The following is a 25577-nucleotide window of genomic DNA, read 5'->3' as shown; positions in this document are numbered from 1 at the left end:
GTCAAGCCACGGAAGAATGAGCAGCGGGGCGCTGGACGTAATCGAGTTCTTGCTCACGACGCACCTCTACGACAAACACCAGAACCTGGACGAAAACGACCTGCCGCCGGAGATCAGGCAGGTGTTCTGGCACGAGGGGTCGATCGAGCGACCGCTCCGGGCGACGGTCGAGAACGCCCGGGAGGCGGCCGGCCTCGACCGACCGTGGGAAGCCATCTCGGACCTGATGTTCACCGACCGCGACGAGTTCTCCGGGACACTCGAACTCACGCAACCGGAGATGGCCGAGAAGTGGTTCCTCGACCGCGCGGCCGACCGCGTGGCGGCGAACCCGACGCTGGCGTACGCCTTCGAGGACCGCGACGACGTCGACGCGGACTACGAGACCGCACGCGACGAGAACCGGCCGGTGCAGGCCGACCGCGCGTGGATCGACAGCCTGCTCGCCGAGCACTTCAGCGACGAGGAGGAGGAAGACGGCGAGAACATGCTCGACCTCGTGGACATCCACGCGCCGGAGGAGGTCGAACTGACGCTGGACGACCTCGTCCTCACGGAGAACCAGGAGGACGAGATAAAAAAGATAGTGAAGGCCATCGAGCACCGCGAGTACCTCTCCCGCATCGGCCTGCGCGAGATCGGGAAGCTCCTGTTCGTCGGCCCGCCCGGGACCGGCAAGACCTCCACGGCGCGGGCGCTGGGGTACGACCTCGACCTCCCGTTCGTCGAGGTGAAGCTGTCGATGATAACCAGCCAGTACCTCGGCGAGACCGCGAAGAACGTCGAGAAGGTGTTCGAGGTGGCGAAGCGACTGTCGCCGTGCATCCTCTTCATGGACGAGTTCGACTTCGTCGCCAAGACGCGCCGGAGCGACGAGCACGCCGCCATCAAGCGCGCGGTGAACACGCTCCTGAAGAGCATCGACAACATCTCGCTCATCCAGGACGACGTGCTCCTCATCGGCGCGACGAACCACCCGGACCAGCTCGACGCCGCGGCGTGGCGGCGCTTCGACGAGATCATCAACTTCCCCAAGCCCGACGACCAGATGCGGGCGGACATCCTCCGGGTCATCACCCGAGAGATGCACATCGAGGACTTCGACCCGCCCGCGCTCGCCGAGCGCACGGAGGGACTTACCGGCAGCGACCTGCGGATGGTGCTGCGCGAGGCCGTCCTCGACGCGCTGATGGAGAATCGCACCGACCTCAGGCAGGACGACCTGCTGCGCGCCATCGAGGACTTCGAGGAGCGGGACAACCTGAAGGACCTCGACATGATCGAGGGCGACCACGACGCGCTCGTCGCTGGCGGGGACATCAGCGGCGCGGGCGGCGAGGACGACGGGCACTCCCACGACCACTGACGTAGCTGTAAGAAATACTACAAAGGCGCAGTTCAGGAAACCCTTTTTCCGGTCGTCCGCGACGCCTACGCCATGTCGAGCCGGTTGATCGGGAAGTACTACCTCTTTCAGGCGACCCGTTCGGTCGGGTTCATATCGCCAATCTTCACCCTGTTCGTCCTCCGCGACGTCTCGTTCACGCAGTACGGAGTCCTGAGCGCGCTGTCGTCGACGCTCGTCGTCCTCGGCGAGGTCCCGACGGGGTACGTCGGCGACCGGTACGGCCGCCGGACGAGTCTCGCGCTCTCGGTCGCGTTCACGGTGCTCTCGCTCCTCGGATTCGTCGTCGCGCAGTCGTTCTGGCCGTACGTCCTCTTCTACGCTCTCTGGGCGCTCGCGCTGACGTTCGCGTCCGGCAGCGCCGACGCCTGGCTCTACGAGGTCCTCGAAGAGCGGTTCGACGCCGACGACTTCACGCGAATCCGCGGTCGGGGCGCGTCGGTGATGCGGTGGACCTCGGTCGTCACGATGGTAGCCGGCGGCGCGCTGTACGCCGTCGACCCGCGATCCCCCTTCGTGGCGTCGGTCGCGCTGAACGGCCTCGGCCTCGCCGTCCTATTCACGCTCCCCGGGAGCCGCCGGTACGGCGACGACGCGGACGAGGACTCCCTCGCGGACGACCGCATCACCGTCCTCGACGCCCTGCCGCTCGTCCGGAGGCAGTTCGCCTCGCGTCCGCTCCGGCCGTTCGTGGTGTACGCCGGCCTGTTCTTCGCGGTCGTCAGCGCGGCGAACTCCTACATCCAGCCGGTGACCCGCGGACTGTTCCAGGCGACGCTCGAATCCGCGACGGTCGCCGGTCACGCCCTGCCGCTGGGCGTCGTCCTCGGTCTCCTCTACGCGGGGTTCACCGTCGTCTCGGCCGTCGCCAGCTACTTCGCCGGCGACGTCGAGGAGGCGTTCGGCCTCTGGGGGGCGCTCCTCGTCGTCCCCGTGGCGACGGCGGTCCTGCTCGTCCTCCCCCGCGTCGCGGTGGCCGCCGCCTTGCCGATGTTCGTCGCGATTCGAGGGTCGAAGGCGCTCCTGCTGCCGATGGTGAACGGCCACCTGAACGACCACGTCGGTTCGGCGGGGCGCGCGACGACGCTGAGCGCGTTCTCCATGCTGTGGCGACTCCTGCGCGTTCCGATGGTGGTCGCGGCAGGCGTCGCCGCCGACGCGGTGACCGAGACGGCCGCCGTCGCGGGACTCGGCGTCGTGTTCCTCGTCGGCGCGGGCGTGACGTTGCTCGTCGACTCGCCAGCGGAGCGGTCGGCGGCGGCGTAATCCTCGATGCCGCCAGCGGGAGACATTTGTACCAGAAACGGCAATCCCTACGGGATGCAGGTCACGCTCCTCGGAACCGGCGACACGACTGGCACGCCGACGCCTCGCTGTGACTGCGAGACGTGTGCGGCGGCCCGAGAGCGGGGCGTCGAGCGCACGCGCTTCTCGGTGCACGTTCGCAACGAAGCCACCGACGAGTCGCTGCTCGTCGACCTGAGCCCCGACTTCCGCCACCAGTTTCTCACGCAGGACGTCGCCCTCCCGGACGCCGCCGTCGTCACGCACGTCCACTTCGACCACCTCCACGGCCTCGGCAACGCCCACCGACTGCTCGATTCCCTCGCCGTTCACGCCGTCGACGAGGTCGACCCCGCGACGGGCGAGAGCGTCGCCGACTCCGTCCGGAGCCAGTACGACTACCTCCGGCCGCTGACGGTCCACGACCACGCCCCCTTCGAGACGTTCTCGACCTGCGGGTTCGACGTGACGCTCGTCCCCGTCGACCACCCGCCGATGCTCTGTTACGGCGTCGTCGTCGAGCGCGACGGGACGAAGCTCGCGCTCACGGGCGACACGAGCTACGCGATTCCGGACGACTCCCGGAACGCGCTCGCCGACGCCGACCTGTTGCTCGCGGACGCCATCGTTCCGGCGTCGCTCGCCGACAGCCACCCGGTCGGCGGCGACCACCGGGACGACGACGGCGTGGCCCGCACGTTCGGCACGAAGCACATGACCCGCGAGGGGGCGCTGGCGCTGGCCGAGGAACTCGGCGCCGCTGAGACCCGACTCGTCCACGTCTCGCACTTCTATCCCGCCGACGAGGCGTTCGAGGAGCCGCTGGCGGTCGACGGCGAGCGGTTCTCCCTCTAGGTTCGCCCCGCGCTCCCGTTCCCGCCGAGCGCGTCCCGACCCGCCTGGGTCAGTCCGTCGACCGCCATCAGCCGCGCGTGACACGCCGCGAGGCGGTCGCCGTGTAGGCCGGCGCTCCCCGTTATCTCGTGGGTGCCGGTGGCGTTCAGGTCGGCGGCGGTCGGCCCGCCGTGCTCGCCCGTCCGCAGGCGCGCCGCGTCGTACACCAGCCACGGGGCGTAGAACTCCCAGACGACCTCGCCCGTCGGCGTCACCTCGACGACGCGCTGGTTCTTCGTGTCCGAGACGAGCGTGTTGCCGTCGTCAAGTCGGTCGGCGTCCCGCGGCCAGTGGAGCGTCTCCGGGGAGCCGACCGTCCACGTGCGGGTCCAGCCGTCGCCCCGCCTGGCGTACTCGACGACGCGGTCGTTCTCGCTGTCCGCGACCAGCAGCGTCGCGGTCCCGTTCTCGCTCTCGAGGTAGTCGGGGTTGTGCTGCTTGCGGAGGACGTCGTAGTTCCCGTCTTCCCCGAGTTTCGTCGTTATCTCGCCGGTCGAGCGGTCGACGGCGATGACCTGGTCGAAGTTGCGCGGCGAGACGAGGAAGGTTCCGTCGCCGATGGCGTCCACGTCGTTGACGTGCGTCCAGTCCTTGCTGAAGTTACCGCCGGCCGCCGGCGGGTAGTGGTCGGCGAAGCGCCACTCCCACGTTATCTCGCCTCTCGTGCGGTTGTAGACGAAGATGCGGTCGTCGTTTGTGCCGTTCGCCGGGTCGGCGTTGCGCATGTTGGCGACGACGATCGCGGACCCGCCGTCGATGAGGTCGGCGTCGTGGGTGTCCCGGATGTCGAACTCGACGCTCCAGACGGTCTCCTGGGTCGTCGGGTCGAACTCATAGACGAGGGTCTTCCCGCCCCGGACCGCCGCCGTCACGAACACGTTGCCGTTCGCCATCGGGTCGACGTCGTAGGACCAGACCGCGTCGTGTTCGGCGGCGCTGTGGTGGACCCAGCGAATCGCCCCGTGCGGGCCGACGCCGACGAGCATCGCCGGCTGTTTCCCGCTCTCGTTGTACCCCTGGACGCTGACGACCGTCGTGCCGTTCGCCGGCCGCTCGACCGTCCCGACGCAGGGATTCCCGACGTCTCGCGGCTGGGCGACGGAGACCGGCGCGACCACCCCCAGACAGCAGACCACCGCCACCACGACCGCCATCCCCCGGTTTCGCGGGGCCGAAACCATGCCCGCCGTACAGGACCCAAACACTTGTAGATTGTCCGAAACGAAGTCGTTCGGTCCTCGTCCCGAACGGCCAATCCCGTTCGACCCGAGAAGCGCCGGAACCGAGAGCACCGGGAGCGTAGGCGTCGAGTTACTCGCGTCGCCGAACCAGCAGCGCGACGACCGCCAGCAGCGCGGCCAGGCCGACGGCGACGCCGAAGCCCGGCAGCGACGTCGTCGTGTCGTCGTCGGTCGTGGTCGTCACCAGGGCGTTGCGCACGTCGTCGTCGTTCACGCCCGACTCCCCGGTCGTCGCGCCGGTGGTCGACGGCTTCTGGCCCGCGGCCCAGCCGTCGACCGACTGGAGGTAGGAGTGACAGCCGACGAGGTTGCTCCAGTTCTCGTGGCGGGCAGCGTCACCCTGCAGGCCGTACGAGCCGGTGGCGTTCATGTCGGCGATGGTCGGCCCGCCGTGCTCGCCTGCTTGCAGGCGCGCCGCGTCGTAGACGAGATACGGCGAGGAGAACTCCCAGACGACCGTTCCGTTCGGGGCGACCTCCAGCACGCGGTGGTTCCGTGAGTCGCCGACGAGCGTGTTCCCGTTCGGCAGGCGGTCCGCGTCCCGGGGCCACGAGAGGTCGTCGCCCTCGCCGAGTTTCCACGTGCGTTCCCACCCGTCGTCGCGCCGGGCGTACTCGACGATGCGGCCGTTGTTGGAGTCGGCGACGAGGAACGTCGCGGTCCCGTTCTCGCTCTCGAGGTAGTCGGGGTTGTGCTGCTCGTCGAGGACGTCGTAGTCGTCGTCGCTCCCCAGTCGCATGGTCACCTCGTTCGTCGAGCGGTCGACGACGATGGCCTGGTCGAAGTTGCGCGGCGATGCGAGATACTTCCCGTCGGCTATCTTGTCCACGTCGTTGACGTGCGTCCAGTCGTCGGTGTAGTTCTCCGCCGTGTCCTTCGGATAGTGGTCGCGAAAGTACCAGCGCCAGACGATCTCGTCTTTCTGCAGGTCGTAGACGAAGATGCTGTCGTCGTTCTTCCCGCTGTCCTCGTCGTAGTTCTTCATGTTCGCGACGAGCAACTGGGTTCCGCCGTTGATGAGGTCGACGTCGTGGGTGTCCTCGATGGGCAGTTCCTCCTGCCAGACGTGCTCCTGCGTCCGGGGGTCGAACTCGTAGACGTACGTCCGCTTGTTCTTCGTCGCGGTGACGAACACGTTGCCGTTCGCCATCGGGTCGACGTCGTACTGCCAGACGGTGCCGTGGTCGGCGGCGTGGTGGACCCACTGCACCTGACCGCGCGGGCCGACGCCGACGAGCTTCGCGGGCTTCTTGCCGGCGTCGCCCTCGTGCCAGGTGAACCCCTGGACGGCGATCACGGTCGTTCCGTTCGCGGGACTGGTCATCGTTCCGACGCAGGGGTTGAGTCGGGCGTTTCCGTTCGCGCCGCCGGCAGCCAGCGGGACGGCCGGCAGCGAGAGCACGCAGAGAACGGCGGCGACGGCGGCGAGGAGTTGCCGTCGAGAGGACGGTCGCATACGACCCTCTATCGAATGGTGGTTCTTGTATGTTTACGCTCACTGTCGTATCTGATACGCGTTCGCGGCGTCGTCGCCGAACGCGTCTCCGCGGGCGTCGCCGGGCCTCGCACGCGACGCCCGACGGCCCGTCGCGGGCACCTCGCCGCTCGAACGGTCGGGGGTTCCGGTCGCAGGGGAAGTCTGTCGGCCGATGTCGGCCGCGGTATCCCGCGATTGAACGCCGATACTGGCCGCGTTCCGTTCGCCAGACAGCGTCAACGCGCCCGTAGCGGTCGCGTTCTCGCCATCAACCGGGTCCTGTTGGTTCGAACGGACCACACGAACTAAGCGCTGACCGGCAGTAGCGGCTGGCGATGCGCGCCTTCAGGGTCGCCTACGACGGTCGTCCGTTTCACGGGTTCCAGCGCCAGCCAGACGTGTCGACGGTCGAGGACGCGCTGTTGGACGCCTGCCGGGCGCTCGGCGTGGCCGACGACGCCCCCGAGGGGTACGCCGCCGCGGGTCGCACCGACGCCGGCGTCTCCGCGGTCGCCCAGACCGTCGCGTTCGCGGCCCCCGACTGGCTCACGCCCGCTGCGCTGAACAGCGAACTGCCGGCGTCGGTCCGGGCGTGGGCGAGCGCCGACGCCGGCCCCGAGTTCCACGCCACCCACGACGCCCTGTTCAGGGAGTACACCTACCACTGCTACGCGCCGCGGGCGAACCTCGCGCTGGCGAAGGACGCCCTCGACCGCCTCTCCGGCGAGCACGACTTCCACAACCTGACGCCCGACGAGGAGGGCACCGTCCGCGACCTCCGGACCGACGTGCTCCGCGACGGCGACTACCTCGTCGTCACGCTCCGGGCGGGCGGATTCGCGCGCAACCTCGTCCGCCGGGTCGTCGCGCTGGTCCGTGCGGTCGCCACCGGCGAGGCACCGGTCGCGAAGGTCGACCGCGTGCTCTCGCCGGAACCGCTGGACGGCCCCGAGGGCGTCGCGCCCGCGCCCGCCCACCCCCTCGTGCTCACGGACGTGGGCTACGACCTCGACTTCGCGGTGGACGACGAGGCGGCCGCGAGCGCCCGCGAGGTGTTCGCCGACCTGCGCGTCGAGCGGGAGGCGGGAGCGCGGGTCGCCGGCGAGATAGACGACCGCCTCCGGTAGCGCCACCACCTAGAGTTTTGACGTGTCGAGTCGGAAGCGAAGTATGGTCGCAACCGATCCGGACGACCTGGAGGTCGTCGACAGTTCGTGGCTCTGGCACGCGACCCGGTGGGTCGTGCTCGGTCTACTCGCACTGGGATTCGGCGGGGCCGCCGCGGGCGGCGTCAGCGTCGTCTTCGGCGGCGGCATCCTCGGCTTCCTCGTCGCCGCCGCCGTCTGGGTCGCCGCCCTGTTCGTCGGCGTCTACCTCGGCCTGCGGGGGCTGGCGACGCTGCTCTGGGCCGTCGACAAGGAAGAGATATTCGCGGAGTAGTCGGCGGGGCGGCTTCGTCGGTCTCGTGGCGTTCGGACCGTTCCACCTCCGCTCGCCGGTCGGCGGCGCGTTTAGCGCCCCGAAGGGTCTCGCGCCTCGCCGAGGCGCTCCTCGACGCGAGGCGGGAGAGCGAGCGGTGACTCACCGCCACTCGTCGGGCCAGATGTCGGCGGCGCGCATCCCCTCCTCGTAGTCGTTCTCGCGGAGGTTCTCGGCGACGTCGTCGGGGTCCCGCCGGGGAACGTCCTCGCGCCGGGCGAGTTCCTGGACGAGCAGGGCGGCGAGCATGGCGTGTTCGCGCAGGTTGCGGTCGTCGACCTTGTCCCGGGTGTCCGCGTGGGTGTGCCCCCAGCCGCGGCCGCGCTCGCCCGGCACGCTCGCGTCCTGCTCGCTGTGCAACTGGAGCGCGGGGACGCCCCGTCGGAGGAACGGCCAGTGGTCGCTGAAGGGGTGGACGTCCTCCTCCAGTTCGACGGGCTGGTTCGCCTCGTCGGCGACGGCCTCGACCACGTCCGCCATCGCCTCGGAGTCATGGGTGAACGCCCGCAGGTCGCGGAACCGCCCCGCGCCGTCGACGTTGACGACCGCCCGGACCCGGTCGGTGTCGAGGCGCTCCGCGAGGTCCTCGCTGCCGAGCAGGCCGGTCTCCTCGCAGCCGACGCCAGCGACCCGGACCCGGGTTTCGAGGTCGAGGTCGGCGAGCAGATGCGCCGCCGCGACGACGACCGTGATGCCGCAACCGTTGTCGAGCGCGCCCTCCGCGACATCGTGGGCGTCGTGGTGGGCGACGACGACGACCTCCTCGTCGGTGTCCGGTCCGAGTTGCGCGTGGACGTTGTGGCTCGTCCCCGGTTCCGTGCCGGCGTCGACGGAGAGCGTCGCGGTCGCGCCGCGGTCGGCGTAGTCCGTGAGCCACGCGCCCGTCTCCTCGCTCACGCCGACGCCGGGCAGCGTCGCCACGTCGCCGAACGTCAGCGACCCCGTGGGCGGTAGCTGTCCCGGGACGTGGTTGTGGAAGACGAACGCCTCCGCGCCGGCGGCGGCCGCGTACCCGAACTTCTCCATCCGGTGGACGAACCGGCTGCCGGGCGGCGTCGTCGTGCTCGCGACGGCGATGGCCCCCTGCACGTCCCGTTCGTCTATCTCCTCGGGCGTCCCGTGACCGACGTCGACCAGTTCGCCGCGGACCTCGCCCCCGGGTGAGTACGGGAGCGCGACCGCCTCGAACGAGCGCCGGACCGGGTCGGTCACGGCGAGGTCGGCCCGGCCGCGGTCCCAGCGCGCGATGTCGAACGAGTCGGTCGTAACCTCGCGCGCGCCGGCGCGTTCGAACCCCTCCGCGACCAGGTTCGCCGCCTCGCGCTCGCCCGGATGGCCGCCCAGCCGGTTCTCTATCTCCGTCAACTGCGTCAGGAAGGTCCAGGGATAGTCGTCCCGCCACATCGCTCCGAGCGCTGCCGAGCGGTTCGCCGTCATGGCGTGCAGTGAGCGTCCCGGCGACAAAAATCCCGTCCCGGAACCGGTTCAGTTCGCGAAGAGGCTGGCGTGGACCGGCGCGAACGAGCCGTGATTGCGACGACGACCTAGAAAGCGGCGCAGCGGCGGCCCTATCAACTCCGGGCAGGCGAGGAAGGCGTCGTGACCGTAGTCGCTCTCGACGACGCGGTGGGTCGCCTCCGCGCCGGCGTCGCGGAACGCGGCGGCGAGCGCCTCGCCCTGGTCTGTCGTGAAGTGCCAGTCGCCGGTGATGGAGACGACGAGCGCCTCGCCGTCGAACTCGGCGAGCGCGTCGGTGTCGGACGCACAGCCCGCGGCGAGGTCGTAGTCCTCCATCGCACGCGTCAGCCGGAGGTAGCTGTTAGCGTCGAAGCGCTCGACGAACGACCGAGCGTTGTAGTCAAGGTAGCTCTCGACCTTGCGGTAGTCGTCGTCGGTCGCGTCGCCCAGGGCGTCCGGTGCCAGTTCGCGCGGCGGACAGTCGGCGGTCCGGCGGCCGAACTGGTCGTCCATGGACTCCTTCGAGCGGTAGGTGACGTGCGCGAGCTGGCGGGCCAGCGCCAGCCCGTCGTCGGGGTGGTCGGGGTAGTAGTCGCCGCCCTGCCACGCCGGGTCGCTCGCGATGGCCCGGCGGGCGATGGCCGACAGCGCGAGCAGCTGGGAGTCGAGGCGCGCGCCGGCGGCGATGGGGACGACGCGCTCGACGCGGTCGGGGTAGCGCTTGGCCCACTCGACGGCGTTCATGCCGCCGACGCTTCCCCCGACGACCGCCTGGAGCGTGTCGATGCCGAGGTGGTCGAGCAGGCGCCGCTGGGCGCGCACCCAGTCGCCGACCGTCACGGCGGGGAAGTCGGAGCCGTACGGTTCGCCGGTCGCGGGGTCCTCGCTCGCCGGCCCCGTCGTCCCGTAGCAGGAGCCGGGGACGTTCGCGCAGACGACGAACTGCTCGGTCGTGTCGATGGGAGCGCCTGGGCCGACCACGTCGTCCCACCAGGCCCTCGCCTGGTCGGCGTCGACCGTCTCGTCGCCCGCGGTCGTCACCCGGTGGCTGCCCGTCAGGGCGTGACAGAGCAGGACCGCGTCGTTCGCGGGGTCGCCGTACGTCTCGTAGGCGACCTGGAGGTCGGGAACCGACCCGCCGCGCTCGAACTCGAACGGCCCCAGCGAGACGCGCTCGCCCGGCATGTCGTGTACGTAGTCCGATTCGCGTCCATCCGGCGCTTCGCACGCGCCTGCGGCGTCGTTCGCGTCGGTCATGTCGCCTCCCGCGTCGCGCGTTCGATGGCCCGGTCGAGGTCGGCGAGCAGGTCGGCGGGGTCCTCGATGCCGACGGAGAGGCGAACGAGGTCGGGGGTGACGCCGGCCTCGCGCTGCTCGTCCGGAGTGAGCTGGGCGTGGGTCGTGCTCGCCGGGTGGATGACGAGCGTCTTCGCGTCGCCGACGTTGGCGAGGAAGGTCGCGAGGTCGGTCGCCTCGCAGAACGCCTTGCCGGCCTCGAAGCCCTCCTCCAGGCCGAACGCGACCATCCCGCCGTACCCGCCGTCGAGGTACCGGGTCGCGTTCTCGTGGGTCTCGTGGGCCGCCAATCCGGGGTACGCGACCCACGCCACGTCGTCGTGGTCGTCCAAGTACTCCGCGACGACGGCCGCGTTCTCGCAGTGGCGCTCCATCCGCAGCGACAGCGTCTCGACGCCCTGGAGGGTCTGCCACGCGTCGAACGGCGACTGCTGGTTGCCGAGGCTCCGCACGGCGCGGTAGCGCGCGGCGGCCGCGAGCGGCGCGTCGAAGTCGCGCGAGAAGTCGACGTCGTGGTACGCGCGGTTCGTCCCGGCGAGTTCGGAGTAGCCGCCGGCCGCCCAGTCGAAGTCGCCGCCGTCGACGAGCACGCCGCCCACGGTCGTTCCGCTGCCGTGGAGCCACTTCGTCGTCGACTCCCAGACGACGTCCGCGCCGTGCTCCAGGGGGCGACAGAGCGCGGGCGTTGCGAAGGTGTTGTCCACGACGAGCGGAACGTCGCGCTCGTGGGCCACCTCGGCGAGGCGTTCGAAGTCGGGCGTGACGAGCGAGGGGTTGCCGACGGTCTCGACGTGGACGAACGCGGTGTCGTCGTCGACGGCGTCCGCGTAGGCGTCGTAGTCCAGCGTGTCGACGAACCGCGCCTCGACGTCCCTGCGCGAGGCGACGTGGCTGAAGTACGTCGTCGTCCCGCCGTAGGTGTCGGTGGAGACGACGACGTTGTCGCCCGCCTCGGCGAGGACGAAGGTGAGCGAGTCGAGCGCGGCCATCCCGCTGGCGGTGGCGACGGCGCCGGCACCGCCTTCGAGCGCCGCGATGCGGTCTTCGAGCGTCTCGACCGTCGGGTTGCTCAGCCGCGAGTAGATGTGGCCGTCGCGCTCCAGGGCGTACAGGTCGGCGGCGTGGTCGGCGTCCGCGAACTCGTAGGACGTGGTCTGGTAGAGCGGCGGCGCGACCGCTCCGGTCGCGGGGTCGGACCGCTGGCCCGCGTGGACGCTTCGCGTCCCGAATCGCGGCCGCTCGCTAGCCTGGTCCCCCCGTCGGCCACCGTTGCGCGACCGGTCCTCGTCGTCGGTCATGTGCTACGAGCATATTCTCGAAACGATTTATAACCAGCGGTTACGACACGATTCACCTCTGCAGTCAGCGGGGAGATTCTCACGCAGTCAGCGACGTGAGCGCGTACGCGGAGGCCACGGCACCGACAGCGAGCACGGCGGGGACGACGAGGGAAGCGTTTCCGAGACCGTCGTCGACCGCGGCCAGCAGGGGCAGGAGGACGAGAACGACGAGGACGGCGACCACCGCACGAAGGCGGTAAGCGGTTCGAGGACGCCCAGGCCGACGGTGAGGTTGCCGACGACGGCCAGGAGTCCGACGGTCAGGTACAGTCCAGCCGCGACGAAGAACGGGTCGGTGCGTGTCCGCATTCTCCCTAGCCTGTATGGACGAGAAGCGATTCTCACGAACACGTTCGCGGTCGAGGAGGGCGTGGCGGGCGACTGCTCCACTGGGGACGGTCCGCTCCGGGAGCGTCAGAACGCCGGAAGAACGACGAACGGACCCGATATCACTCGACGTGGACGCGCGTGACGTACCCGCCGCAGCCGCACCGTTCGACGAATCGGTACTCCGCGTCGTCGAACGCGTCCTGGAGTTCGTCGAAGAGGTACGTCTCCGGGTGGCCGTGGTTCTCGTGCGTGACGAGGTTGACGTGGTAGCCCGACGCCGTCTTCCGAACGGCGTCGAGCGCCTGCTCGACGGTGAGGTCGCGGTCGTCGGCGTGGCGCGGCAGTTCGAGGTTCGCCGACCACGAACTCTCGTGGACGTGGTCCGTCACCGGTTCGGGGGTGGAGTCAGACATGACGGTCGTTCGTTGGTTGGTCGCCGCCAGAGGAAAGCCGAGTCCCGAACGTGTTCGTCCGGTCGAGTCGCTCAGTCCACCGGGACGCGACGAGCGAGGACGAGCAGCGCGGTGGCGTCGGTCTCGGCGAACGGCGACACCTCCTGACGGCCGTCGAAACGGACGGTCTCGCCCGCCTCGACCCTGCGCGTCTCGTCGCCGACGTCGAGCGTCAGGCGACCGTCGAGAACCGCGAGCACGACCTGCCGGTCCGGATGTCTGTGAGGAGCCACGCGTTCGCCCTCGTCGAGCGTGAGTCTGACCGTCTTCGGTTCCGCTCCCGGGAAGACGACCGCCGTCGGGTCGCCGTCGAGGTCGGCCAGCGTTCGCTTCGTCGTCATCTCGTCGGGACGTAGTCACACCGGCACCGTCACCGTTCCCCCGAACGTGTTCGGCGGCGGTTGCGCCGCGAGTGCACCGGACCGGCGCGCGGGTCAGTCGTCCGCGCTGGCCGCGCCCGAAATCCGGCCGTCCGGCACCGTCCCGTCGTCGTTCCAGCCCCGGACCTCGTAGTACTCCGAGAGGGCGTCCTCGAAGCCCGGCAGGTCGTACGGCAGCGCGTCGTCCGCCCGGTCGAAGCCCCGCCGGTTGTTGAAGTGGCGCTCCAGTTCGACGACGCGAGCACCCATCGCCTGCAGGTCGTCGTAGTCGGCGTCGAGCAGTGCTTCGAGGCGTTCCTCGGTCATGAAGTCCCGCGAGAACTTGCAGACGACGCCGCTGTCCAGCACCGCGTTGTGGTTCTCCTTCTCGACGATTAGCGGCGGTTTGCCGTCCAGCCCCTCCGGGTCGACCGCCTCGTCCTTGTCCACGAGGGGGTACTCCTTCGAGTAGAACTCGGCGTACATGTGGTCCGCGCCGCGGTTCGAGGTGGCGAAGGCGAGGCCCTGTCCGTTCAGCGTGCGGCCGTCGTGGGCCGCGAACTCCAGGCCCTTTACCGTCCAGTCCTCGACGTCGAGGTCGTCCGCGAAGCGGTGGACGCCCTCCGCGAGCAGGTCCCCGTCGCCCTCGCGGTAGGCTATCTTCTCGACGAGGTCGTGGATCAGGTCGCTGTTGCCGAACTCGTCGTTCGCCGCGAGGTAGGCGGCGACGGCGTCGCCACAGGAGATGGTGTCCATGCCGAGTTCGTCACAGAGGTCGTTGGACTTCATCACCGAGACCACGTCGTCGACGCCGGAGTTGCTGCCGAACGCCATCACCGTCTCGTACTCCGGCCCCTCGGTTTCGAGTCCGGTCTCCTCGTCGCGCGTGGGGAGCTTGCACGCGAACGCACACTGCGAGCAGGTGCCTTTCTTGTACTTCTTCTCGGAGACCGCCTCGCCGCCGATGTCGGCCGCGCCGTCGAACTCCAGTTCCGAGAAGTAGTAGGACGGCAGCGCGCCGACGTGGTTGGCGTACTCCGTGACGCTGGTCGTGCCAGCCTTCTTCATCGGGTGGTCGTCCGCGGTCGCGGCCTCGCGGTGGACGTCCATCGCCACGGGGTCGACGTCGATATCGGGCTCGCTGTCGCCAGCGAACGCGACGTACTTGACGTTCTTGCCGCCCAGGACCGCGCCGAGGCCGCCGCGACCGAACGCGCGGTGTTCCGTGGTCATGATGGCCGCGAACCGGACCCGGTTCTCGCCCGCCGGTCCGGCGACGGCGAGCTGGTCGTCGCCGAAGCCGTGTTCGTCGGCCGCGTACTCCCCCGTCTCGCCGACGGTCGCGCCGGCGAGTTCCGGGACTTCCTCGAACTCGACTCCGTCGTCGGTGACGTGGACCGCGACGGGGTCGTCGCTCTCGCCCGTTATCTCGACCGCGGCGTACCCCGTCCCGGTGAAGTTCCGCGAGAGGAACCCGCCCGCGTTCGAGGAGAGCAGGCCACCTGTCAGCGGCGAGAGGCCGGTGCAGTTCATCCGCCCGGTGAAGCTCATCGTCGACATCTGGAGCGGTCCGGTCGTGAAGAAGAGGCTGTTCTCCGGGCCGAACGGGTCGGCGTCGAACGGAATCCGGTCGTGCGCCAGTTTCGTGGCGACGCCCCGACCGCCCACGAACGAGGCGAGCACGTCGTCGACGTCGGTCGTCGTCGTCTCGTGCTCGCCCACGTCGACGGTCAGTAGCGGGCCTTCGGCGTGAAGCATGTTCGAGAGTTGGAGCTTCGGTACAATAAACATCGGCGTTCGAAACAGGTCGGTCGAGTGACCGTCTCGCGTCGCGGACGACAGTCGTCCGCCGGAACCCCTTATTTCCGCCACGTCGGTGCCTAAATGGACGGATATCTTTTTCCAACGGCTCCTCGAAATTCGGACACTGTGCCGGGGAGACCGGAAGCGAAAGGCGACCACCGCCGTCGCCGCCCATGAGCGGAGACAGCGGTGCGGAGAGCACCTCGGCCGACGCGGAAACCATGTCGCGCGACACGGCGTTCGAGATACTGACGAACGCGCGTCGCCGCTACGCGCTGGCGTACCTCCGGACCCAGTCCGGCCCGGCATCCATCGGCGAGCTCGCGGAGGTCATCGCCGCCCACGAACGAGACACGACCGTCGACCTGATATCATCGAAAGAGCGGAAGTCGGTGTACACGTCGCTGTACCAGACGCATCTGCCGAAGATGGCCGACGCGGGCGTCGTCGACTACGACCGCCACCGCGGCACCGTCGCGCTCGCGGACGGCGCGGACGAACTCGACGACTACCTCTCGCCCGCGCCGGACGGCGCGAACTGGAGTCGCTACTACCTGGCGCTCGCGCTCGTCAGCGGCGTCGTCGTCGGCTGCCGGTTACTCGGCATGTACCCGTTCACGGCCATCCCCGTGCTGGGGTACGCCGCTCTCGTTCTCGGGGCGTTCGCCGCGCTGTCGGCCATCAACCTTGGGCTGGATCGCCGGGTCGAGCTCACGCGGGCGGGTGGCAGAGGTCGATGGCCTCCCTGACGGCGTCCTTGCGTCCGAGGAACGTGATGTGGTCGCCCTTCTGCAGCGTGAAATTCTCGTTGGGGACCTGCGTATCGCCGTCGCGTCCCACCAGCGCGATGAGACAGCCGCTCGGTAGTTCGTCGTCGAGTTCCTCGATGGTCTTGCCGATGTGGTTCTCGGAGGTGACCTCTATCTCCTGGACGTCGCCGGCCCGGCCGAGTTCGGTCATCCAGTTCGACAGCGCCGGGCGTTCGATGACGTTGTCGATGGCCCACGCCGTCGCCATCGACGAGGAGATGGTTCGAACGCCGAGGTCCTCGAAGGCGTCGACGTTGTCCGGATTGTTCGCCCGGGCGATGATCGTGTCGACGTCGAACTTCGAGTCGGCGAGTTGAGCGACGAGCAGGTTCGCGTCGTCGTCGCCGGTCGCGGCCACGACGATGCGGGCGTTGTCCGCGCCGGCGGCACGGAGCACCTCCGTGTCCGTGCCGTCGCCCCTGTGGACGGTGAAGCCGGCGTCGCGAGCGGTCTCGATTATCGTTTCGTCGTTCTCGACGATGACGACGTTCTCTCCCCGGTCTTCGAGGCGTTCGGCGAGCGCACGGCCCACCTTCCCGCCTCCGACGATGATGACACGCATGGGAATCACGTTGAGATATTCGGCGATGTGGCGGGCGAATCCGCCCTCCAGTACGACGGTGACGACGATGACGAGGAAGACGGTCCCGACCAGCGTCGTCGCCGCCTGGTTCAGTCCGCGGTTCTGGAGCTGGAACGCGAACAGCGTGGCGACCGACGCGGGAATGATGCCGCGCGGACCGACGAAGCTCATGAACAGCCGTTCGCCCCAGTCGAACCGGTCGCCGGTCGTCGAGAGCATGACGCCCAGCGGACGGACGATGAGCGCGACGACCACCACGACCGCGACGCCGCCGAGTCCCAGCGAGAAGAGGTCGGCGGGATGCAGCAGTGCCGCGAGGATGATGAAGACGAACGAGAGGACGACGAGGGTGATGTCGCCCTTGAACTCCTCTATCTTCTCCTCGTACGGCAGATCGGCGTTACCGAGCAGCATGCCCGCCGTCGCGACCGCCGCGATGCCGGCCTCCTTGGCGAAGAAGTCGGCACCCGCGTAGGCCACGAGCGCGCCGACCAGCACGAGCAGGCGGGCGTTCTGGGGCGCGTTGCCTCGCGAGAGGTCGACGTGCCGGAGCACGTACCAGACCGCGCCGGCGACGAGCATGCCGACGAACAGTCCGGTCCCGAGTTTGGTGATGAACTCGCTCAGGAACTCGTTGAACTCGAACGCCGCGCCCTCGGTCAGCACGACGACTTCGAACATCACCACGGCGAGGATGGCCGCCGTCACGTCGTTGACGATACCCTCGGTCTCCAGCGCGGCCTCGACGCGGTCCCGGACCGCGACGACCGAGAGGATCGGCGTGATGACTGTCGGGCCGGTTGCGACCAGCAGCGCACCGATGAGGAACGCGAGGTCCCACTCCGTTCCGAGGGCGTACCGGACCGTAACCGCGGTGCCGACCAGCGAGACGGCGGCACCGATCGTCACCAGCTTGATCTGCGCCGACGGCGCTTCGCGGAGTTTGCTCAGCTTCAGGTGGAACGCGCCCTCGAAGACGATGATGGCGACGCTCAGGCCGACGATAGCCGACAGTGCACCCCCGAACGAGGCGGGGTTCAGCAGACCGATTCCGACGGGGCCGACCACGATGCCCGAGACGATGAGAAAGAGCACGCTCGGCACCTGGAAGCGGTCCGCAAGTATCTGTGCGACGACGCCGAGACCGATAACTGTCGCGACGATGACGAGCAGTCCCGGTCCCGACCCCGTTGACTCGACACTCATGAGCGTTTCTCGCCCGAAGGTGGTGGCCCCGACCGTATAAAAGCGCTCCTTTGCGATAGCCGGATCGTCACCGACGGGAGAAGGTTTTGGTTGTTCGGTACCATCCCACACATGCCCGGGCACCCGCTCGAGCAACCGGTTCGTTCTCGACGCGTCGGTGTTTCTCACCGAGGAGCTACGGAGTGACGACGAGGATCTCTAACGGTCGTCGAACGCCTGCTCGACCGCGTCTCGACGGCGAAGCTCTGGCTGAACGTCTCCTGTTACATCACGCCGTCGGTCCACGACGAGTCGACCGGCGTCTCGAGGACGACCGAAGGTTCCGCCGTCACTCGGCGCGTCGGTCGACGAACGACGACACGCGCTCCAGCCCCTCCTCCAGTTCCGCGGTCGGCAGGCCGAAGCCGATGCGGAAGTAGTTCTCGTAGCCGAACAGGTTGCCGGGCGCGAGGACGACGCTCTCCTCCTCGACGACGCCGCGGCAGAACTCCCGGGCGTCGTCGAACCCGTCCGGAATCGAGACGAAGCCGTTCACGCCGACGGGGTCGTACCAGTCGAGGTCGTGGTCGGCGACGAACGTCCGGATGCGGTCGCGGTGGTCGGCCGCCAGCTCGCGGTTCTCCTCGAGGATGGCGTCCTCCTGTTCGCCGAGCGCCTGGCGCGCGACGTGCTGGCCGAAGATGGGCGGCGAGATGGTGGTGTAGTCCTTCCACCGGACCGCGCGTTCGACCACGTCCTCGGGGCCGGCTATCCAGCCGAACCGCAGGCCCGCAAGCCCGTAGGCCTTGGTCAGGCTGGTCGTGCTGATGCCGCGCTCGCCCATGCTCGCCACCGGAGGAATGGGGTCGTCGGCCAGCAGGCGGTACACCTCGTCGCAGAGCAGGTGTGCGCCCGCGTCCTCGGCGAGGTCGTACAGCGCCCGGACCGTCTCTTCGGGGTGGTAGCGCCCCGTGGGGTTGTTGGGGTTGTTCAGCACGACGACATCGGTCTCCGGACAGATGGCGTCCGCGACGGCGTCGACGTCGAGTTCCCACTCCGGCGGTTCGAGCCAGACGCGGCTCACCTCGCCCATCGCGTCCGGGACCGCGTGGAGCGCCTGGTAGGTCGGAGTCACGACGACCGCGTGACTCGAAGAGTTACGGGAAGAGGAGGCGGTCTTGCCGCCGGTCCCGTTCGCATCTTCGCCCCCCATGAGCGAGCAGAACGCGAGGAAGTTCGCCTCCTGGGTACCGCAGGTGAACGCCACCTCGTCGCGACCGCGGTCGTAGTGGTCGGCGACCGCCGCGCGGAACTCGGGGTCGCCGTCGGTCGGGATGACGTACCCGAGTTTCCCGGGGTCGAGGTCGAACCGCGAGGCGTCGAGGCTCCGGATGCCGCTCTCGGCGAGCATGATGTCGGCCTCGTGTTCGTACTTCCCGAACCAGCGTTCAAGTCCGAAGGGCGCGATTTCCATAGTCGGGGGTCGTCGGGCGAACGCGTTAAGCTACCGGAAGTGGAACGCGACGCCTCACTCCCGCTCCTCGTGCTGGCGGAGGTTCTGGCGGGTGAACTGCGGGGTCGCGCGGATGCCGCGGCGCTTGCGGAACGACCGGTAGAGCAGACCGGCGACGACGAGGGTGAACGCGCCCGCCACGATGGCGGCGCGGAGCGTCGAGAAGGTGTAGAGGATGCCGGTCGTGAGCAGGCTGAAGGAGAGCAACATCCCGTAGACGAGTCGCTTCGCGAACAGGTCGAACACGTCGTCGTCGTCCTCGACGTTGACGCGGACGTAGAGGTCGTCGCGGTCGGTGCGGTCCAGCGTGCGCTCGAGTTTCGGCGGGACCCGCACCAGCGACTGCGCCGAGGCCTGCACCTCGTCGCTCGCCTGTTCGAGGAACTGCTTGATGGACTCCTCGCGGTAGCCCTGCTCGGTGAGGTAGTCCGTCGCGACGGCGATGAAGTCGAACTCGGGGTCCAGCGTCACGCAGACGCCCTCGACGACCGTGGCGACCCGGAGGACGAGCGCGAGGTTCGACGGAAGCCGCAGGGGGAACTCGTAGATGGTGTCCTCGACCTGCGAGACTATCTGCTGGACGCGGTAGGTCTCGATGTCCTCGCCGCGGGCGTCCTGGATAGCGAGTTCCATCACCTCGCCCATCGTCGCGCGGTCGGCCTCCGGCGACAGGGTGCCCATCTCGATGAGCGCGTCGAGGATGGCGTCGATGTTCTGGTTCGCCACCGCGACGTAGAAGTCGACGATCTTCTCCTGGATGAACGCGTCCACCCGGCCGCTCATCCCGAAGTCGTAGAACACGACGGTGCCGTCGTCCCGCACGGCGAGGTTTCCGGGATGGGGGTCGGCGTGGAAGACGCCGTCCTCGATTATCATCTGGAGGTAGGCGCGCTGGAGCGTCTCCGCGAGGTCGGTGCGGTCGATGCCCTTCTCGTCCAGCGTCGCCACGTCGTTTATCTTCGTCCCCCCGAGGTACTCCATCGTCAACACGCGCGGGCCCGAGTGGCTCTCGATCACGGCCGGGATGGCGACGTCATCGTCGTCGGCGAAGTTCTCGCGAATCTCCGTCAGCATCGTCGCCTCGCGGTCGTAATCCATCTCCTGGCGGATGGTCCGGGCGAACTCGTCCGCGAGGGTCTCGAGCGAGAACGCCCGCGCCTGTCCGATGAAGCGCATCAGGACGGGGACTGACCACCGGATCACCCGGAGGTCGGCCTCCACGAGGTCCTCGATGCCGGGACGGCGCACCTTCACCGCGACGCTCCGGTCGTCGACCTCGGCGGCGTACACCTGTCCGAGGCTCGCGCCACTGATGGCGTCGGTGTCGAACGAGTCGAACTCCCGGGCGACCGGGCCGAGTTCTGCCTCGACCACCTTCTCGGCCTCACTCCAGTCGGCGGGCGGTACCTCGTCCTGGAGCTTCGACAGCACGTCGACGTACTCCGGCGGGAGGATGTCCGGCCGGGTCGACAGCAGTTGCCCGAGTTTGATGAACGTCGGCCCGAGCGTCAGCAGCGATTCGAGCAGGGTGTTCGCCCGCTGGACGCGCGTCTCGCTGTCGACGCGGCGCGACCCGCCGAACAGGAGGAATCGGTGCCGGTCGCGGGCGTAGCTGAACAGCAGCGGAAGGAAGTGCCAGGCGACGACGAAAAAGCGCCGGTAGGCGCGGAGGTTGACCAGAGTGACCACCCGCGATTACCGACGCTGGACCGGAATGGACTGCTCGGGTGCGGCCGAGCGCTTCGGCAGGGTGATTTCGAGCACGCCGCGGTCGATGGTGGCCTCCCCGCCGGAACCGGTCGCGTCCGGCGGCAGCGGAAGTTCGGCGTCGAGGAACAGCGACCGGTCCTCGCGGAGGTAGTCGAACTCCGTGGGAACGTCCTTCTCGCGCCGCGCTTCCACGAGGAGGCGGCCATCGTCGACGTCGATGTCCACCGTCTCCTCGGTCACGCCCGGCATGTCTATCGCGAGGAGGTAGGCGTCGTCGCTCTCCAGCAGGTCGGCGAAGACGGTGTCCGGAAGCTCTCGCATCGCGTCACGCAGCGCTGACATACCCGAGGGTTTGGGTCGAGGGGCGAAAAAGGGTACGGTCGCGCGTTCGCCGGGCCGACGAGCGAGTCGCCGCACGGCGTCGCGGCCCACGGCCGCGTCGACGCGCCGTCCACGAACGCCGACGGGCGAGCATGACGTAACCCTAAAGCCCGAGAGGGGTCTGTTTCTCCGCATGGACGCCTACGAGTTAATCGCTCGGAACGCTGAGGAACTGGTGACCGAGGAGGAAGTGCAGGAACTCGCCGAGTCGCCCGAAGGACGGCGGGCCTACGTCGGTTACGAGCCCTCCGGCGTGCTCCACATCGGGCACATGCTCGCCGCGAACAAGCTCATCGACCTCCAGGAGGCCGGCTTCGAGGTGGTCGTCCTGCTCGCGGACGTGCACGCCTACCTCAACGACAAGGGGACGTTCGAGGAGATCCGGGAGACGGCCGAGCGGATGAAAGAGCAGTTCCTCGCGTACGGACTCGACGAGGACAGGACGGAGTTCGTGCTCGGGTCGGACTACCAGCTCGACGACGACTACGCGCTCGACCTCCACGAACTCGAACTGGAGACGACGCTCAACCGCGCCCAGCGCGCGATGGCCGAGATACAGAGCGGCGAGACGGCGAAGGTCTCCCACGTCGTCTACCCCCTGATGCAGGCGCTGGACATCGAGTACCTCGACCTCGACCTCGCCATCGGCGGTCTCGACCAGCGGAAGGTCCACATGCTGATGCGCGAGGAACTGCCGTCGCTGGGCTACGACGCCCGGCCCTGCATCCACACGCCCATCATCGCGGACCTGACGACCGGAGAGGGAAAGATGTCCTCCAGCGCCGGCGTCACCATCTCGATGGAGGACGGCACCGAGGAGATAGAAGAGAAGGTCGAGTCGGCGTTCTGCCCGCCGACCCGCGACCCCGAGGGTGACAAGGAGAACCCCGTCCTCGAAATCTTCCAGTACCACGTCTTCCCGCGCTTCGAGACGGTCGTCGTCGAGCGCCCCGAGCAGTACGGCGGTAACCTGGAGTACGACGACTACGAGTCGCTGGCCGACGACCTCGAGAGCGGCGAACTCCACCCCGCGGACGCGAAGGGGGCGCTGGCGACGTACCTCGACGAGCTCATCGAACCCGGACGGCGGAAGCTCGCCGAACTCGAAGCCGAGGACTGACCGCCGAGGGCCACCACACTTCGTTCAGGCGCGATGGTCGGTGGCGGCCGGTAACGGCATTGGAGCCGCCGTGGTCGGATGGAGTATGAAGGACCACGAGCGAAAGTTCCTGGAGGACACGCTCGCTCACCACTCGGCAAGCATAGCCAACGAACTGCGGGAGGGGTTCGGGACCGAGGAGATAATCGAGGACAAGAACACCCTCACCGACAACGGCGGGATGTGGGTGCGGGGATACCTGACGGGGTGGCTCACGCTCATCCGGGGGTGTTCGACCGGAAACCCGAACATCTCGCCCGACGACATCGCCGAGATCGGGACGCTGGTCGACGAACACGGGGGGAGAATCGCCGGCGAAGTATATTCGTAGCCTCATGGCGGTCGAACTCCGCGTGATGTCGTACAACGTCAGGTACGACAACCCCAACGACGGCGACGACGTGTGGCGCGAGCGACGGGACCGGGTGGCGAGCTCGATTCGGTTCCACAGGCCCGACGTGGTGGGACTCCAGGAGGCGCTGCACGCCCAGCTACGAGATCTGAGCGGGCAGCTACCCACGTACGAGTGGCTCCCCGCCGGGCGCGAGAACGTCGAGAGCGCCGGGGAGTACGCCGCCATCGGCTACGACCGCGACCGGTTCAATCTGGAAAGCGAGGACACGTTCTGGCTGTCCGAAACCCCCGACGAACCGGGGAGCGTCGGGTGGGACGCCGACCTGCCGCGACTCGTCCACTACGTCGAACTCCGCGAGCAGCGCACCGACGTGACCTTCTACCACTTCAACACGCACTTCGACCACGCGGGCGAGGAGTCGCGACTGAACGGCGCGAAACTGCTGTTGCAGCGCATTGACGGACTGGTCCCCGACGACCCGGTCGTCGTCACCGGCGACTTCAACTGCCGGGCGGGGTCGCCGCCGTACGAGCGGTTGACCAGTCGGACCAAGGCGAGTCCGGGCCGCACCCTGCGCGACACCCACCGCTTCTCGAAGCACGGCCACCACGGACCGGAAACGTCGATGACGGACTTCCGCAACCTGATTCCCGACAAGAAGATAGACCACATCTTCGTCACCAGCGACGTGGAGGTCGTCCTCCACGGAGTCCAGAGCGACGCCTACGCGAACGGGCGATACGCCTCCGACCACCTCCCGGTCGTCGCGGACATCTCGCTCCCCGAACTGGACGGGAGGTGAACGCGAACGGCGCTACTCGAAGCCGCCGCCCATCATCGCGCCCATGCCGAAGCTCTCCATCAGGCCCGAGACGAGACCCCACGCGACCAGCACGACGCCGGCGACCACGAGGGCGATACCGGCCGCGATGAGGAGACTTTCCAGTGCGATGACGGCGATACCGGCGACGAGCGCGAGCAGACCGACCAGCCCTTTCGCGCCGAGTTTGTCGAACATGCCCCGGTTTCGGGACGGGTGAGACTTAAAGCTGCCACTTGGCCGCCGGTCCGCCCCCGGGACGCTCCCCCACGAATCGAGCCTTCCAACTGTGTCCCCCCGGTCGATTCTCCCCGTCGACTCCCCTGGCCGACTCCCGGCTCCGACGCTCGAACAGCGGCTACTCTTGCATCGTCACGAAGCGCACGCGGCCGTGCTCCTCGCGGTCGAGGCTGCCGTCGGCGCGCCGGCGGGCGAGCACGAGTCGCTGCGTCGCGTCGCCGACGGGGGCGAGCAGTCGGCCGCCCGGGCGGACCTGCTCGACCACGGCGGTCGGCAACTCCGAGGCGGCGCAGGTGAGGTAGGCGGCGTCGTACGGCGCGTGCTCGGGCCAGCCGTCGTGCCCGTCGCCGACGCGAACGGACACGTCGCCGTAGCCCAGTCGCTCGAATCGTCGCCGGGCCTGCTCGGCGAGTCGGTCGTGGTACTCGACGCTGTAGACGTTCTCCGCGCCGACGACCTCGGCGGTGACGGCGGCGTGGTAGCCACACCCGGTTCCGATTTCGAGCACCCGGTCGCCGGACTCCAGCGCGAGCAGGTCGACCATCGCCGCGACCATGTGCGGCGCGCTAATGGTCTGGCCCTCGCCGATTGGGAGCGGGCGGTCGACGTACGCGTCCTCGCGGCTGCTCTCGGGCACGAACTCGTGGCGCGGGACGGCTTCGAGCGCGGCGCGCGTGGACTCGCGCTCGACCCGGCCCTGGCGCGCGAGGGCGTCGACGAGGTCGCGGCGGCGTTGCTCGAAGTCCGACACCGTCACCACGCCGACCAGGCGGAGGAACTCTTGTCGGTGCCGTACACTCGTTTCACGTCCTTGGCGACGAGGTCGTCGCCGTCGCGGTCCAGCTTGTCGATGTCGTACCCCACGGCGTCGTCCGCGACGAGGATGCCGTCGACGGCGAACTCCTCGTCGCCCAGTTCCGCGGTCTCGCCGACGACGAACTCGTAGTCGCCGGGCACGTCGACCTTGATCGAGCGGGAGTCGTCGTAGCTCCCCTCCTTCGGGTGGAGCGTGACCTTCACGGTGACGTTGTCGACCGCGCGGGTCCAGATGGTCTCGACGTCCTCGGCGGTCGCCTCCTCCACGCGCCGGTCGCCGTCGAGTTCGAGGCTGGTGATGCGGACGACCATGATGGCCTCCTCCGTCTCCAGGACGAACTCCTCACCGACCGCGAGTTCCTCGCCGACGGGCACCTCTTCCCTCGCGGAGAACGATTCGCCGTCCTGAGAGACGACGACGCCGGTGTCCGTCGTTTCGGGCTCCTCGATTCGCGTCTTGTGGACGTGGCCGCACTCCGTGCATCGAACCGTCGTCTGGCCGCCGGGTTTGAGCACTTCGTGGACGGTCTCGACGTCGGGCGAACAGGAGGGACAGGCCGCCGCGACGCGTTCGGTGGTTTCGGTCATGCGCGGGAATAAACGCCGAGCGCGTAAAAGTTCGTGGAGTCTCCCCTCGGAGTCGAACGACCCGGAATCGGAACCGCGTGTGCCGTCCCGGTTAAGGTGCTGGCCGTCGTTCTCACCGTCGGCCATGGAGTACCAGACGTTCGTGCGCGGGGTCGAAGAGCGCACCGACCTGTCGACGGCCGAGGAAGCGGACGACGCCATCGGCGCGACGCTGGTCACGCTGAGCGAGCGCATCCCGGACGAGACGGCGCGGAACCTCGCCGAGCAGCTACCCCACGAGATCGGCGAGTACCTCACCGCCGCCGACGGCTCGACGTCGTTCGGCTTCGACGAGTTCGTCGCGCGCGTCCTCGAACGCGAGATGGTCACCGACGTCGCCGAGCGCGAGACGGCGCGCCGCCACGCCCAGGCCGTCGTGGCCGTCCTGCTGGACGCCGTTACGTCGCGGAAGAGCGACGACGTGCTGTCGCACCTCACGACCGACTACGAACGGCTGTTCGAGGGCGTCGACCCCGAAGCGGTCTGGGGTCCGGGCTGGCGCGACAGGCTCGGCGAACGGGGCTGAGCGCGGTCCGACCGCGTCGTGCGGTCGGCCGACGG

At 68.7% G+C, this 25577-nt stretch carries 27 protein-coding genes; 10 read left to right on the top strand and 17 right to left on the bottom strand.

Annotation, left to right across the window (positions count from 1 at the left end):
* The first annotated feature begins 16 nt into the window (after nucleotides 1–16).
* The 3 genes from ACRYA2_RS08770 (at nucleotide 17) to ACRYA2_RS08760 (ending at nucleotide 3544) form a co-directional block, all read left to right on the top strand.
* Nucleotides 17–1366: an ATP-binding protein gene (locus tag ACRYA2_RS08770; RefSeq protein WP_433626615.1), complete on the top strand. Its 1350-nt coding sequence runs from the start codon at nucleotides 17–19 to the stop codon at nucleotides 1364–1366.
* Nucleotides 1367–1438: 72 nt separating this feature from the next.
* Nucleotides 1439–2671: an MFS transporter gene (locus tag ACRYA2_RS08765; protein WP_433626613.1), complete on the top strand. Its 1233-nt coding sequence runs from the start codon at nucleotides 1439–1441 to the stop codon at nucleotides 2669–2671.
* A 54-nt stretch (nucleotides 2672–2725) separates the two neighbouring features.
* Nucleotides 2726–3544 carry an MBL fold metallo-hydrolase gene (locus tag ACRYA2_RS08760; protein ID WP_433626610.1) on the top strand — a complete coding sequence of 273 codons (819 nt, stop codon included), beginning with the start codon at nucleotides 2726–2728 and terminating at the stop codon, nucleotides 3542–3544.
* Here ACRYA2_RS08760 and ACRYA2_RS08755 read toward each other — a convergent pair.
* From ACRYA2_RS08755 to ACRYA2_RS08745, 3 genes are all read right to left on the bottom strand, one after another.
* Nucleotides 3541–4764, bottom strand: coding sequence for an aryl-sulfate sulfotransferase (locus ACRYA2_RS08755; RefSeq protein ID WP_433626607.1), 1224 nt, complete (start codon nucleotides 4762–4764; stop codon nucleotides 3541–3543). The genes ACRYA2_RS08760 and ACRYA2_RS08755 overlap by 4 nt on opposite strands.
* A 130-nt stretch (nucleotides 4765–4894) precedes the next feature.
* On the bottom strand, nucleotides 4895–6280 hold the full coding sequence (locus ACRYA2_RS08750) for an arylsulfotransferase family protein (RefSeq protein WP_433626605.1): 1386 nt from the start codon (nucleotides 6278–6280) through the stop codon (nucleotides 4895–4897).
* 39 nt (nucleotides 6281–6319) lie between these two features.
* Entirely contained in the window at nucleotides 6320–6601 is a 282-nt protein-coding gene (locus ACRYA2_RS08745) for a hypothetical protein (protein WP_433626602.1), read from the bottom strand.
* A gap of 35 nt (nucleotides 6602–6636) precedes the next feature.
* Between ACRYA2_RS08745 and truA the strand changes: the two genes are divergently transcribed.
* Together truA and ACRYA2_RS08735 are read left to right on the top strand one after the other, a co-directional pair.
* On the top strand, nucleotides 6637–7428 hold the full coding sequence (truA, locus tag ACRYA2_RS08740) for a tRNA pseudouridine(38-40) synthase TruA (protein ID WP_433626599.1): 792 nt from the start codon (nucleotides 6637–6639) through the stop codon (nucleotides 7426–7428).
* Nucleotides 7429–7471: 43 nt separating this feature from the next.
* Nucleotides 7472–7741 carry a hypothetical protein gene (locus ACRYA2_RS08735; RefSeq protein ID WP_433626596.1) on the top strand — a complete coding sequence of 90 codons (270 nt, stop codon included), beginning with the start codon at nucleotides 7472–7474 and terminating at the stop codon, nucleotides 7739–7741.
* A gap of 141 nt (nucleotides 7742–7882) precedes the next feature.
* On the opposite strand, the gene ACRYA2_RS08730 is transcribed toward ACRYA2_RS08735, so the two are convergent.
* From ACRYA2_RS08730 to ACRYA2_RS08700, 7 genes are all read right to left on the bottom strand, one after another.
* Complete coding sequence (locus ACRYA2_RS08730) at nucleotides 7883–9217, bottom strand: M28 family peptidase (protein WP_433626593.1); 1335 nt, start codon at nucleotides 9215–9217, stop codon at nucleotides 7883–7885.
* A 48-nt stretch (nucleotides 9218–9265) separates the two neighbouring features.
* A complete protein-coding gene (metX, locus tag ACRYA2_RS08725; RefSeq protein ID WP_433627110.1) occupies nucleotides 9266–10423 on the bottom strand; it encodes a homoserine O-acetyltransferase MetX in 1158 nt (385 codons plus the stop codon).
* 68 nt (nucleotides 10424–10491) lie between these two features.
* Entirely contained in the window at nucleotides 10492–11832 is a 1341-nt protein-coding gene (locus tag ACRYA2_RS08720) for an O-acetylhomoserine aminocarboxypropyltransferase/cysteine synthase family protein (protein WP_433626590.1), read from the bottom strand.
* A gap of 79 nt (nucleotides 11833–11911) precedes the next feature.
* On the bottom strand, nucleotides 11912–12058 hold the full coding sequence (locus ACRYA2_RS08715; RefSeq protein WP_433626587.1) for a hypothetical protein: 147 nt from the start codon (nucleotides 12056–12058) through the stop codon (nucleotides 11912–11914).
* A 265-nt stretch (nucleotides 12059–12323) separates the two neighbouring features.
* Nucleotides 12324–12617 carry a CGCGG family putative rSAM-modified RiPP protein gene (locus ACRYA2_RS08710; RefSeq protein ID WP_433626584.1) on the bottom strand — a complete coding sequence of 98 codons (294 nt, stop codon included), beginning with the start codon at nucleotides 12615–12617 and terminating at the stop codon, nucleotides 12324–12326.
* 71 nt (nucleotides 12618–12688) lie between these two features.
* Nucleotides 12689–12997: a cupin domain-containing protein gene (locus ACRYA2_RS08705; protein ID WP_433626582.1), complete on the bottom strand. Its 309-nt coding sequence runs from the start codon at nucleotides 12995–12997 to the stop codon at nucleotides 12689–12691.
* 93 nt (nucleotides 12998–13090) lie between these two features.
* Nucleotides 13091–14773, bottom strand: a complete 1683-nt coding sequence (locus ACRYA2_RS08700) for an aldehyde ferredoxin oxidoreductase family protein (RefSeq protein ID WP_433626579.1) — start codon at nucleotides 14771–14773, stop codon at nucleotides 13091–13093.
* Nucleotides 14774–14991: 218 nt separating this feature from the next.
* Here ACRYA2_RS08700 and ACRYA2_RS08695 point away from each other — a divergent pair, with 218 nt between their 5' ends.
* Nucleotides 14992–15567, top strand: a complete 576-nt coding sequence (locus tag ACRYA2_RS08695) for a DUF7344 domain-containing protein (protein WP_433626576.1) — start codon at nucleotides 14992–14994, stop codon at nucleotides 15565–15567.
* Here ACRYA2_RS08695 and ACRYA2_RS08690 read toward each other — a convergent pair.
* The 4 genes from ACRYA2_RS08690 to ACRYA2_RS08675 form a co-directional block, all read right to left on the bottom strand.
* Nucleotides 15530–17416, bottom strand: coding sequence for a cation:proton antiporter domain-containing protein (locus ACRYA2_RS08690; RefSeq protein ID WP_433626573.1), 1887 nt, complete (start codon nucleotides 17414–17416; stop codon nucleotides 15530–15532). The genes ACRYA2_RS08695 and ACRYA2_RS08690 overlap by 38 nt on opposite strands.
* A 328-nt stretch (nucleotides 17417–17744) precedes the next feature.
* Nucleotides 17745–18869, bottom strand: coding sequence for an aminotransferase class I/II-fold pyridoxal phosphate-dependent enzyme (locus tag ACRYA2_RS08685; RefSeq protein ID WP_433626570.1), 1125 nt, complete (start codon nucleotides 18867–18869; stop codon nucleotides 17745–17747).
* Between the two features lie 54 nt (nucleotides 18870–18923).
* Nucleotides 18924–20597, bottom strand: coding sequence for an ABC1 kinase family protein (locus ACRYA2_RS08680; RefSeq protein WP_433626567.1), 1674 nt, complete (start codon nucleotides 20595–20597; stop codon nucleotides 18924–18926).
* Between the two features lie 6 nt (nucleotides 20598–20603).
* On the bottom strand, nucleotides 20604–20960 hold the full coding sequence (locus tag ACRYA2_RS08675; protein ID WP_433626564.1) for an Hsp20/alpha crystallin family protein: 357 nt from the start codon (nucleotides 20958–20960) through the stop codon (nucleotides 20604–20606).
* A 172-nt stretch (nucleotides 20961–21132) separates the two neighbouring features.
* Here ACRYA2_RS08675 and ACRYA2_RS08670 point away from each other — a divergent pair, with 172 nt between their 5' ends.
* The 3 genes from ACRYA2_RS08670 to ACRYA2_RS08660 all read left to right on the top strand — a co-directional run bounded on the left by ACRYA2_RS08670 (nucleotide 21133) and on the right by ACRYA2_RS08660 (nucleotide 23315).
* Complete coding sequence (locus ACRYA2_RS08670) at nucleotides 21133–22119, top strand: tyrosine--tRNA ligase (protein WP_433626562.1); 987 nt, start codon at nucleotides 21133–21135, stop codon at nucleotides 22117–22119.
* Nucleotides 22120–22204: 85 nt separating this feature from the next.
* Nucleotides 22205–22489, top strand: coding sequence for a hypothetical protein (locus tag ACRYA2_RS08665; RefSeq protein ID WP_113274847.1), 285 nt, complete (start codon nucleotides 22205–22207; stop codon nucleotides 22487–22489).
* Nucleotides 22490–22493: 4 nt separating this feature from the next.
* Complete coding sequence (locus ACRYA2_RS08660; protein WP_433626558.1) at nucleotides 22494–23315, top strand: endonuclease/exonuclease/phosphatase family protein; 822 nt, start codon at nucleotides 22494–22496, stop codon at nucleotides 23313–23315.
* Nucleotides 23316–23327: 12 nt separating this feature from the next.
* Here ACRYA2_RS08660 and ACRYA2_RS08655 read toward each other — a convergent pair whose 3' ends face one another.
* The 3 genes from ACRYA2_RS08655 to ACRYA2_RS08645 all read right to left on the bottom strand — a co-directional run bounded on the left by ACRYA2_RS08655 (nucleotide 23328) and on the right by ACRYA2_RS08645 (nucleotide 24977).
* Complete coding sequence (locus ACRYA2_RS08655; protein WP_113274845.1) at nucleotides 23328–23531, bottom strand: DUF7470 family protein; 204 nt, start codon at nucleotides 23529–23531, stop codon at nucleotides 23328–23330.
* 160 nt (nucleotides 23532–23691) lie between these two features.
* The gene (locus tag ACRYA2_RS08650; protein WP_433627107.1) at nucleotides 23692–24324 is read right to left on the bottom strand and encodes a protein-L-isoaspartate(D-aspartate) O-methyltransferase; all 633 of its coding nucleotides are present in this window, start codon (nucleotides 24322–24324) and stop codon (nucleotides 23692–23694) included.
* A gap of 2 nt (nucleotides 24325–24326) precedes the next feature.
* A complete protein-coding gene (locus tag ACRYA2_RS08645) occupies nucleotides 24327–24977 on the bottom strand; it encodes an HVO_0476 family zinc finger protein (RefSeq protein WP_433626555.1) in 651 nt (216 codons plus the stop codon).
* Nucleotides 24978–25101: 124 nt separating this feature from the next.
* Here ACRYA2_RS08645 and ACRYA2_RS08640 point away from each other — a divergent pair, with 124 nt between their 5' ends.
* Nucleotides 25102–25542: a DUF2267 domain-containing protein gene (locus ACRYA2_RS08640; protein ID WP_433626552.1), complete on the top strand. Its 441-nt coding sequence runs from the start codon at nucleotides 25102–25104 to the stop codon at nucleotides 25540–25542.
* Nucleotides 25543–25577 lie beyond the last annotated feature (35 nt).

Source organism: Halomicrococcus pelagicus (genome assembly GCF_050954125.1).
The sequence above is the reverse complement of the archived record's forward strand: the minus strand, read 5'-3'. Positions and strand labels throughout refer to the sequence as shown.

Excerpts from the sequence above, each read along its gene's own strand:
- ACRYA2_RS08770 (WP_433626615.1), top strand. The coding sequence starts at position 17 with ATGAGCAGCGGGGCGCTGGACGTAATCGAGTTCTTGCTCACGACGCAC.
- ACRYA2_RS08765 (WP_433626613.1), top strand. The coding sequence starts at position 1,439 with ATGTCGAGCCGGTTGATCGGGAAGTACTACCTCTTTCAGGCGACCCGT.
- ACRYA2_RS08760 (WP_433626610.1), top strand. The coding sequence starts at position 2,726 with ATGCAGGTCACGCTCCTCGGAACCGGCGACACGACTGGCACGCCGACG.
- ACRYA2_RS08755 (WP_433626607.1), bottom strand. The coding sequence starts at position 4,764 with ATGGTTTCGGCCCCGCGAAACCGGGGGATGGCGGTCGTGGTGGCGGTG.
- ACRYA2_RS08750 (WP_433626605.1), bottom strand. The coding sequence starts at position 6,280 with ATGCGACCGTCCTCTCGACGGCAACTCCTCGCCGCCGTCGCCGCCGTT.
- truA (WP_433626599.1), top strand. The coding sequence starts at position 6,637 with ATGCGCGCCTTCAGGGTCGCCTACGACGGTCGTCCGTTTCACGGGTTC.
- ACRYA2_RS08735 (WP_433626596.1), top strand. The coding sequence starts at position 7,472 with ATGGTCGCAACCGATCCGGACGACCTGGAGGTCGTCGACAGTTCGTGG.
- ACRYA2_RS08730 (WP_433626593.1), bottom strand. The coding sequence starts at position 9,217 with ATGACGGCGAACCGCTCGGCAGCGCTCGGAGCGATGTGGCGGGACGAC.
- metX (WP_433627110.1), bottom strand. The coding sequence starts at position 10,423 with ATGCCGGGCGAGCGCGTCTCGCTGGGGCCGTTCGAGTTCGAGCGCGGC.
- ACRYA2_RS08720 (WP_433626590.1), bottom strand. The coding sequence starts at position 11,832 with ATGACCGACGACGAGGACCGGTCGCGCAACGGTGGCCGACGGGGGGAC.
- ACRYA2_RS08710 (WP_433626584.1), bottom strand. The coding sequence starts at position 12,617 with ATGTCTGACTCCACCCCCGAACCGGTGACGGACCACGTCCACGAGAGT.
- ACRYA2_RS08705 (WP_433626582.1), bottom strand. The coding sequence starts at position 12,997 with ATGACGACGAAGCGAACGCTGGCCGACCTCGACGGCGACCCGACGGCG.
- ACRYA2_RS08700 (WP_433626579.1), bottom strand. The coding sequence starts at position 14,773 with ATGCTTCACGCCGAAGGCCCGCTACTGACCGTCGACGTGGGCGAGCAC.
- ACRYA2_RS08695 (WP_433626576.1), top strand. The coding sequence starts at position 14,992 with ATGAGCGGAGACAGCGGTGCGGAGAGCACCTCGGCCGACGCGGAAACC.
- ACRYA2_RS08690 (WP_433626573.1), bottom strand. The coding sequence starts at position 17,416 with ATGAGTGTCGAGTCAACGGGGTCGGGACCGGGACTGCTCGTCATCGTC.
- ACRYA2_RS08685 (WP_433626570.1), bottom strand. The coding sequence starts at position 18,869 with ATGGAAATCGCGCCCTTCGGACTTGAACGCTGGTTCGGGAAGTACGAA.
- ACRYA2_RS08675 (WP_433626564.1), bottom strand. The coding sequence starts at position 20,960 with ATGTCAGCGCTGCGTGACGCGATGCGAGAGCTTCCGGACACCGTCTTC.
- ACRYA2_RS08670 (WP_433626562.1), top strand. The coding sequence starts at position 21,133 with ATGGACGCCTACGAGTTAATCGCTCGGAACGCTGAGGAACTGGTGACC.
- ACRYA2_RS08665 (WP_113274847.1), top strand. The coding sequence starts at position 22,205 with ATGAAGGACCACGAGCGAAAGTTCCTGGAGGACACGCTCGCTCACCAC.
- ACRYA2_RS08660 (WP_433626558.1), top strand. The coding sequence starts at position 22,494 with ATGGCGGTCGAACTCCGCGTGATGTCGTACAACGTCAGGTACGACAAC.
- ACRYA2_RS08655 (WP_113274845.1), bottom strand. The coding sequence starts at position 23,531 with ATGTTCGACAAACTCGGCGCGAAAGGGCTGGTCGGTCTGCTCGCGCTC.
- ACRYA2_RS08645 (WP_433626555.1), bottom strand. The coding sequence starts at position 24,977 with ATGACCGAAACCACCGAACGCGTCGCGGCGGCCTGTCCCTCCTGTTCG.
- ACRYA2_RS08640 (WP_433626552.1), top strand. The coding sequence starts at position 25,102 with ATGGAGTACCAGACGTTCGTGCGCGGGGTCGAAGAGCGCACCGACCTG.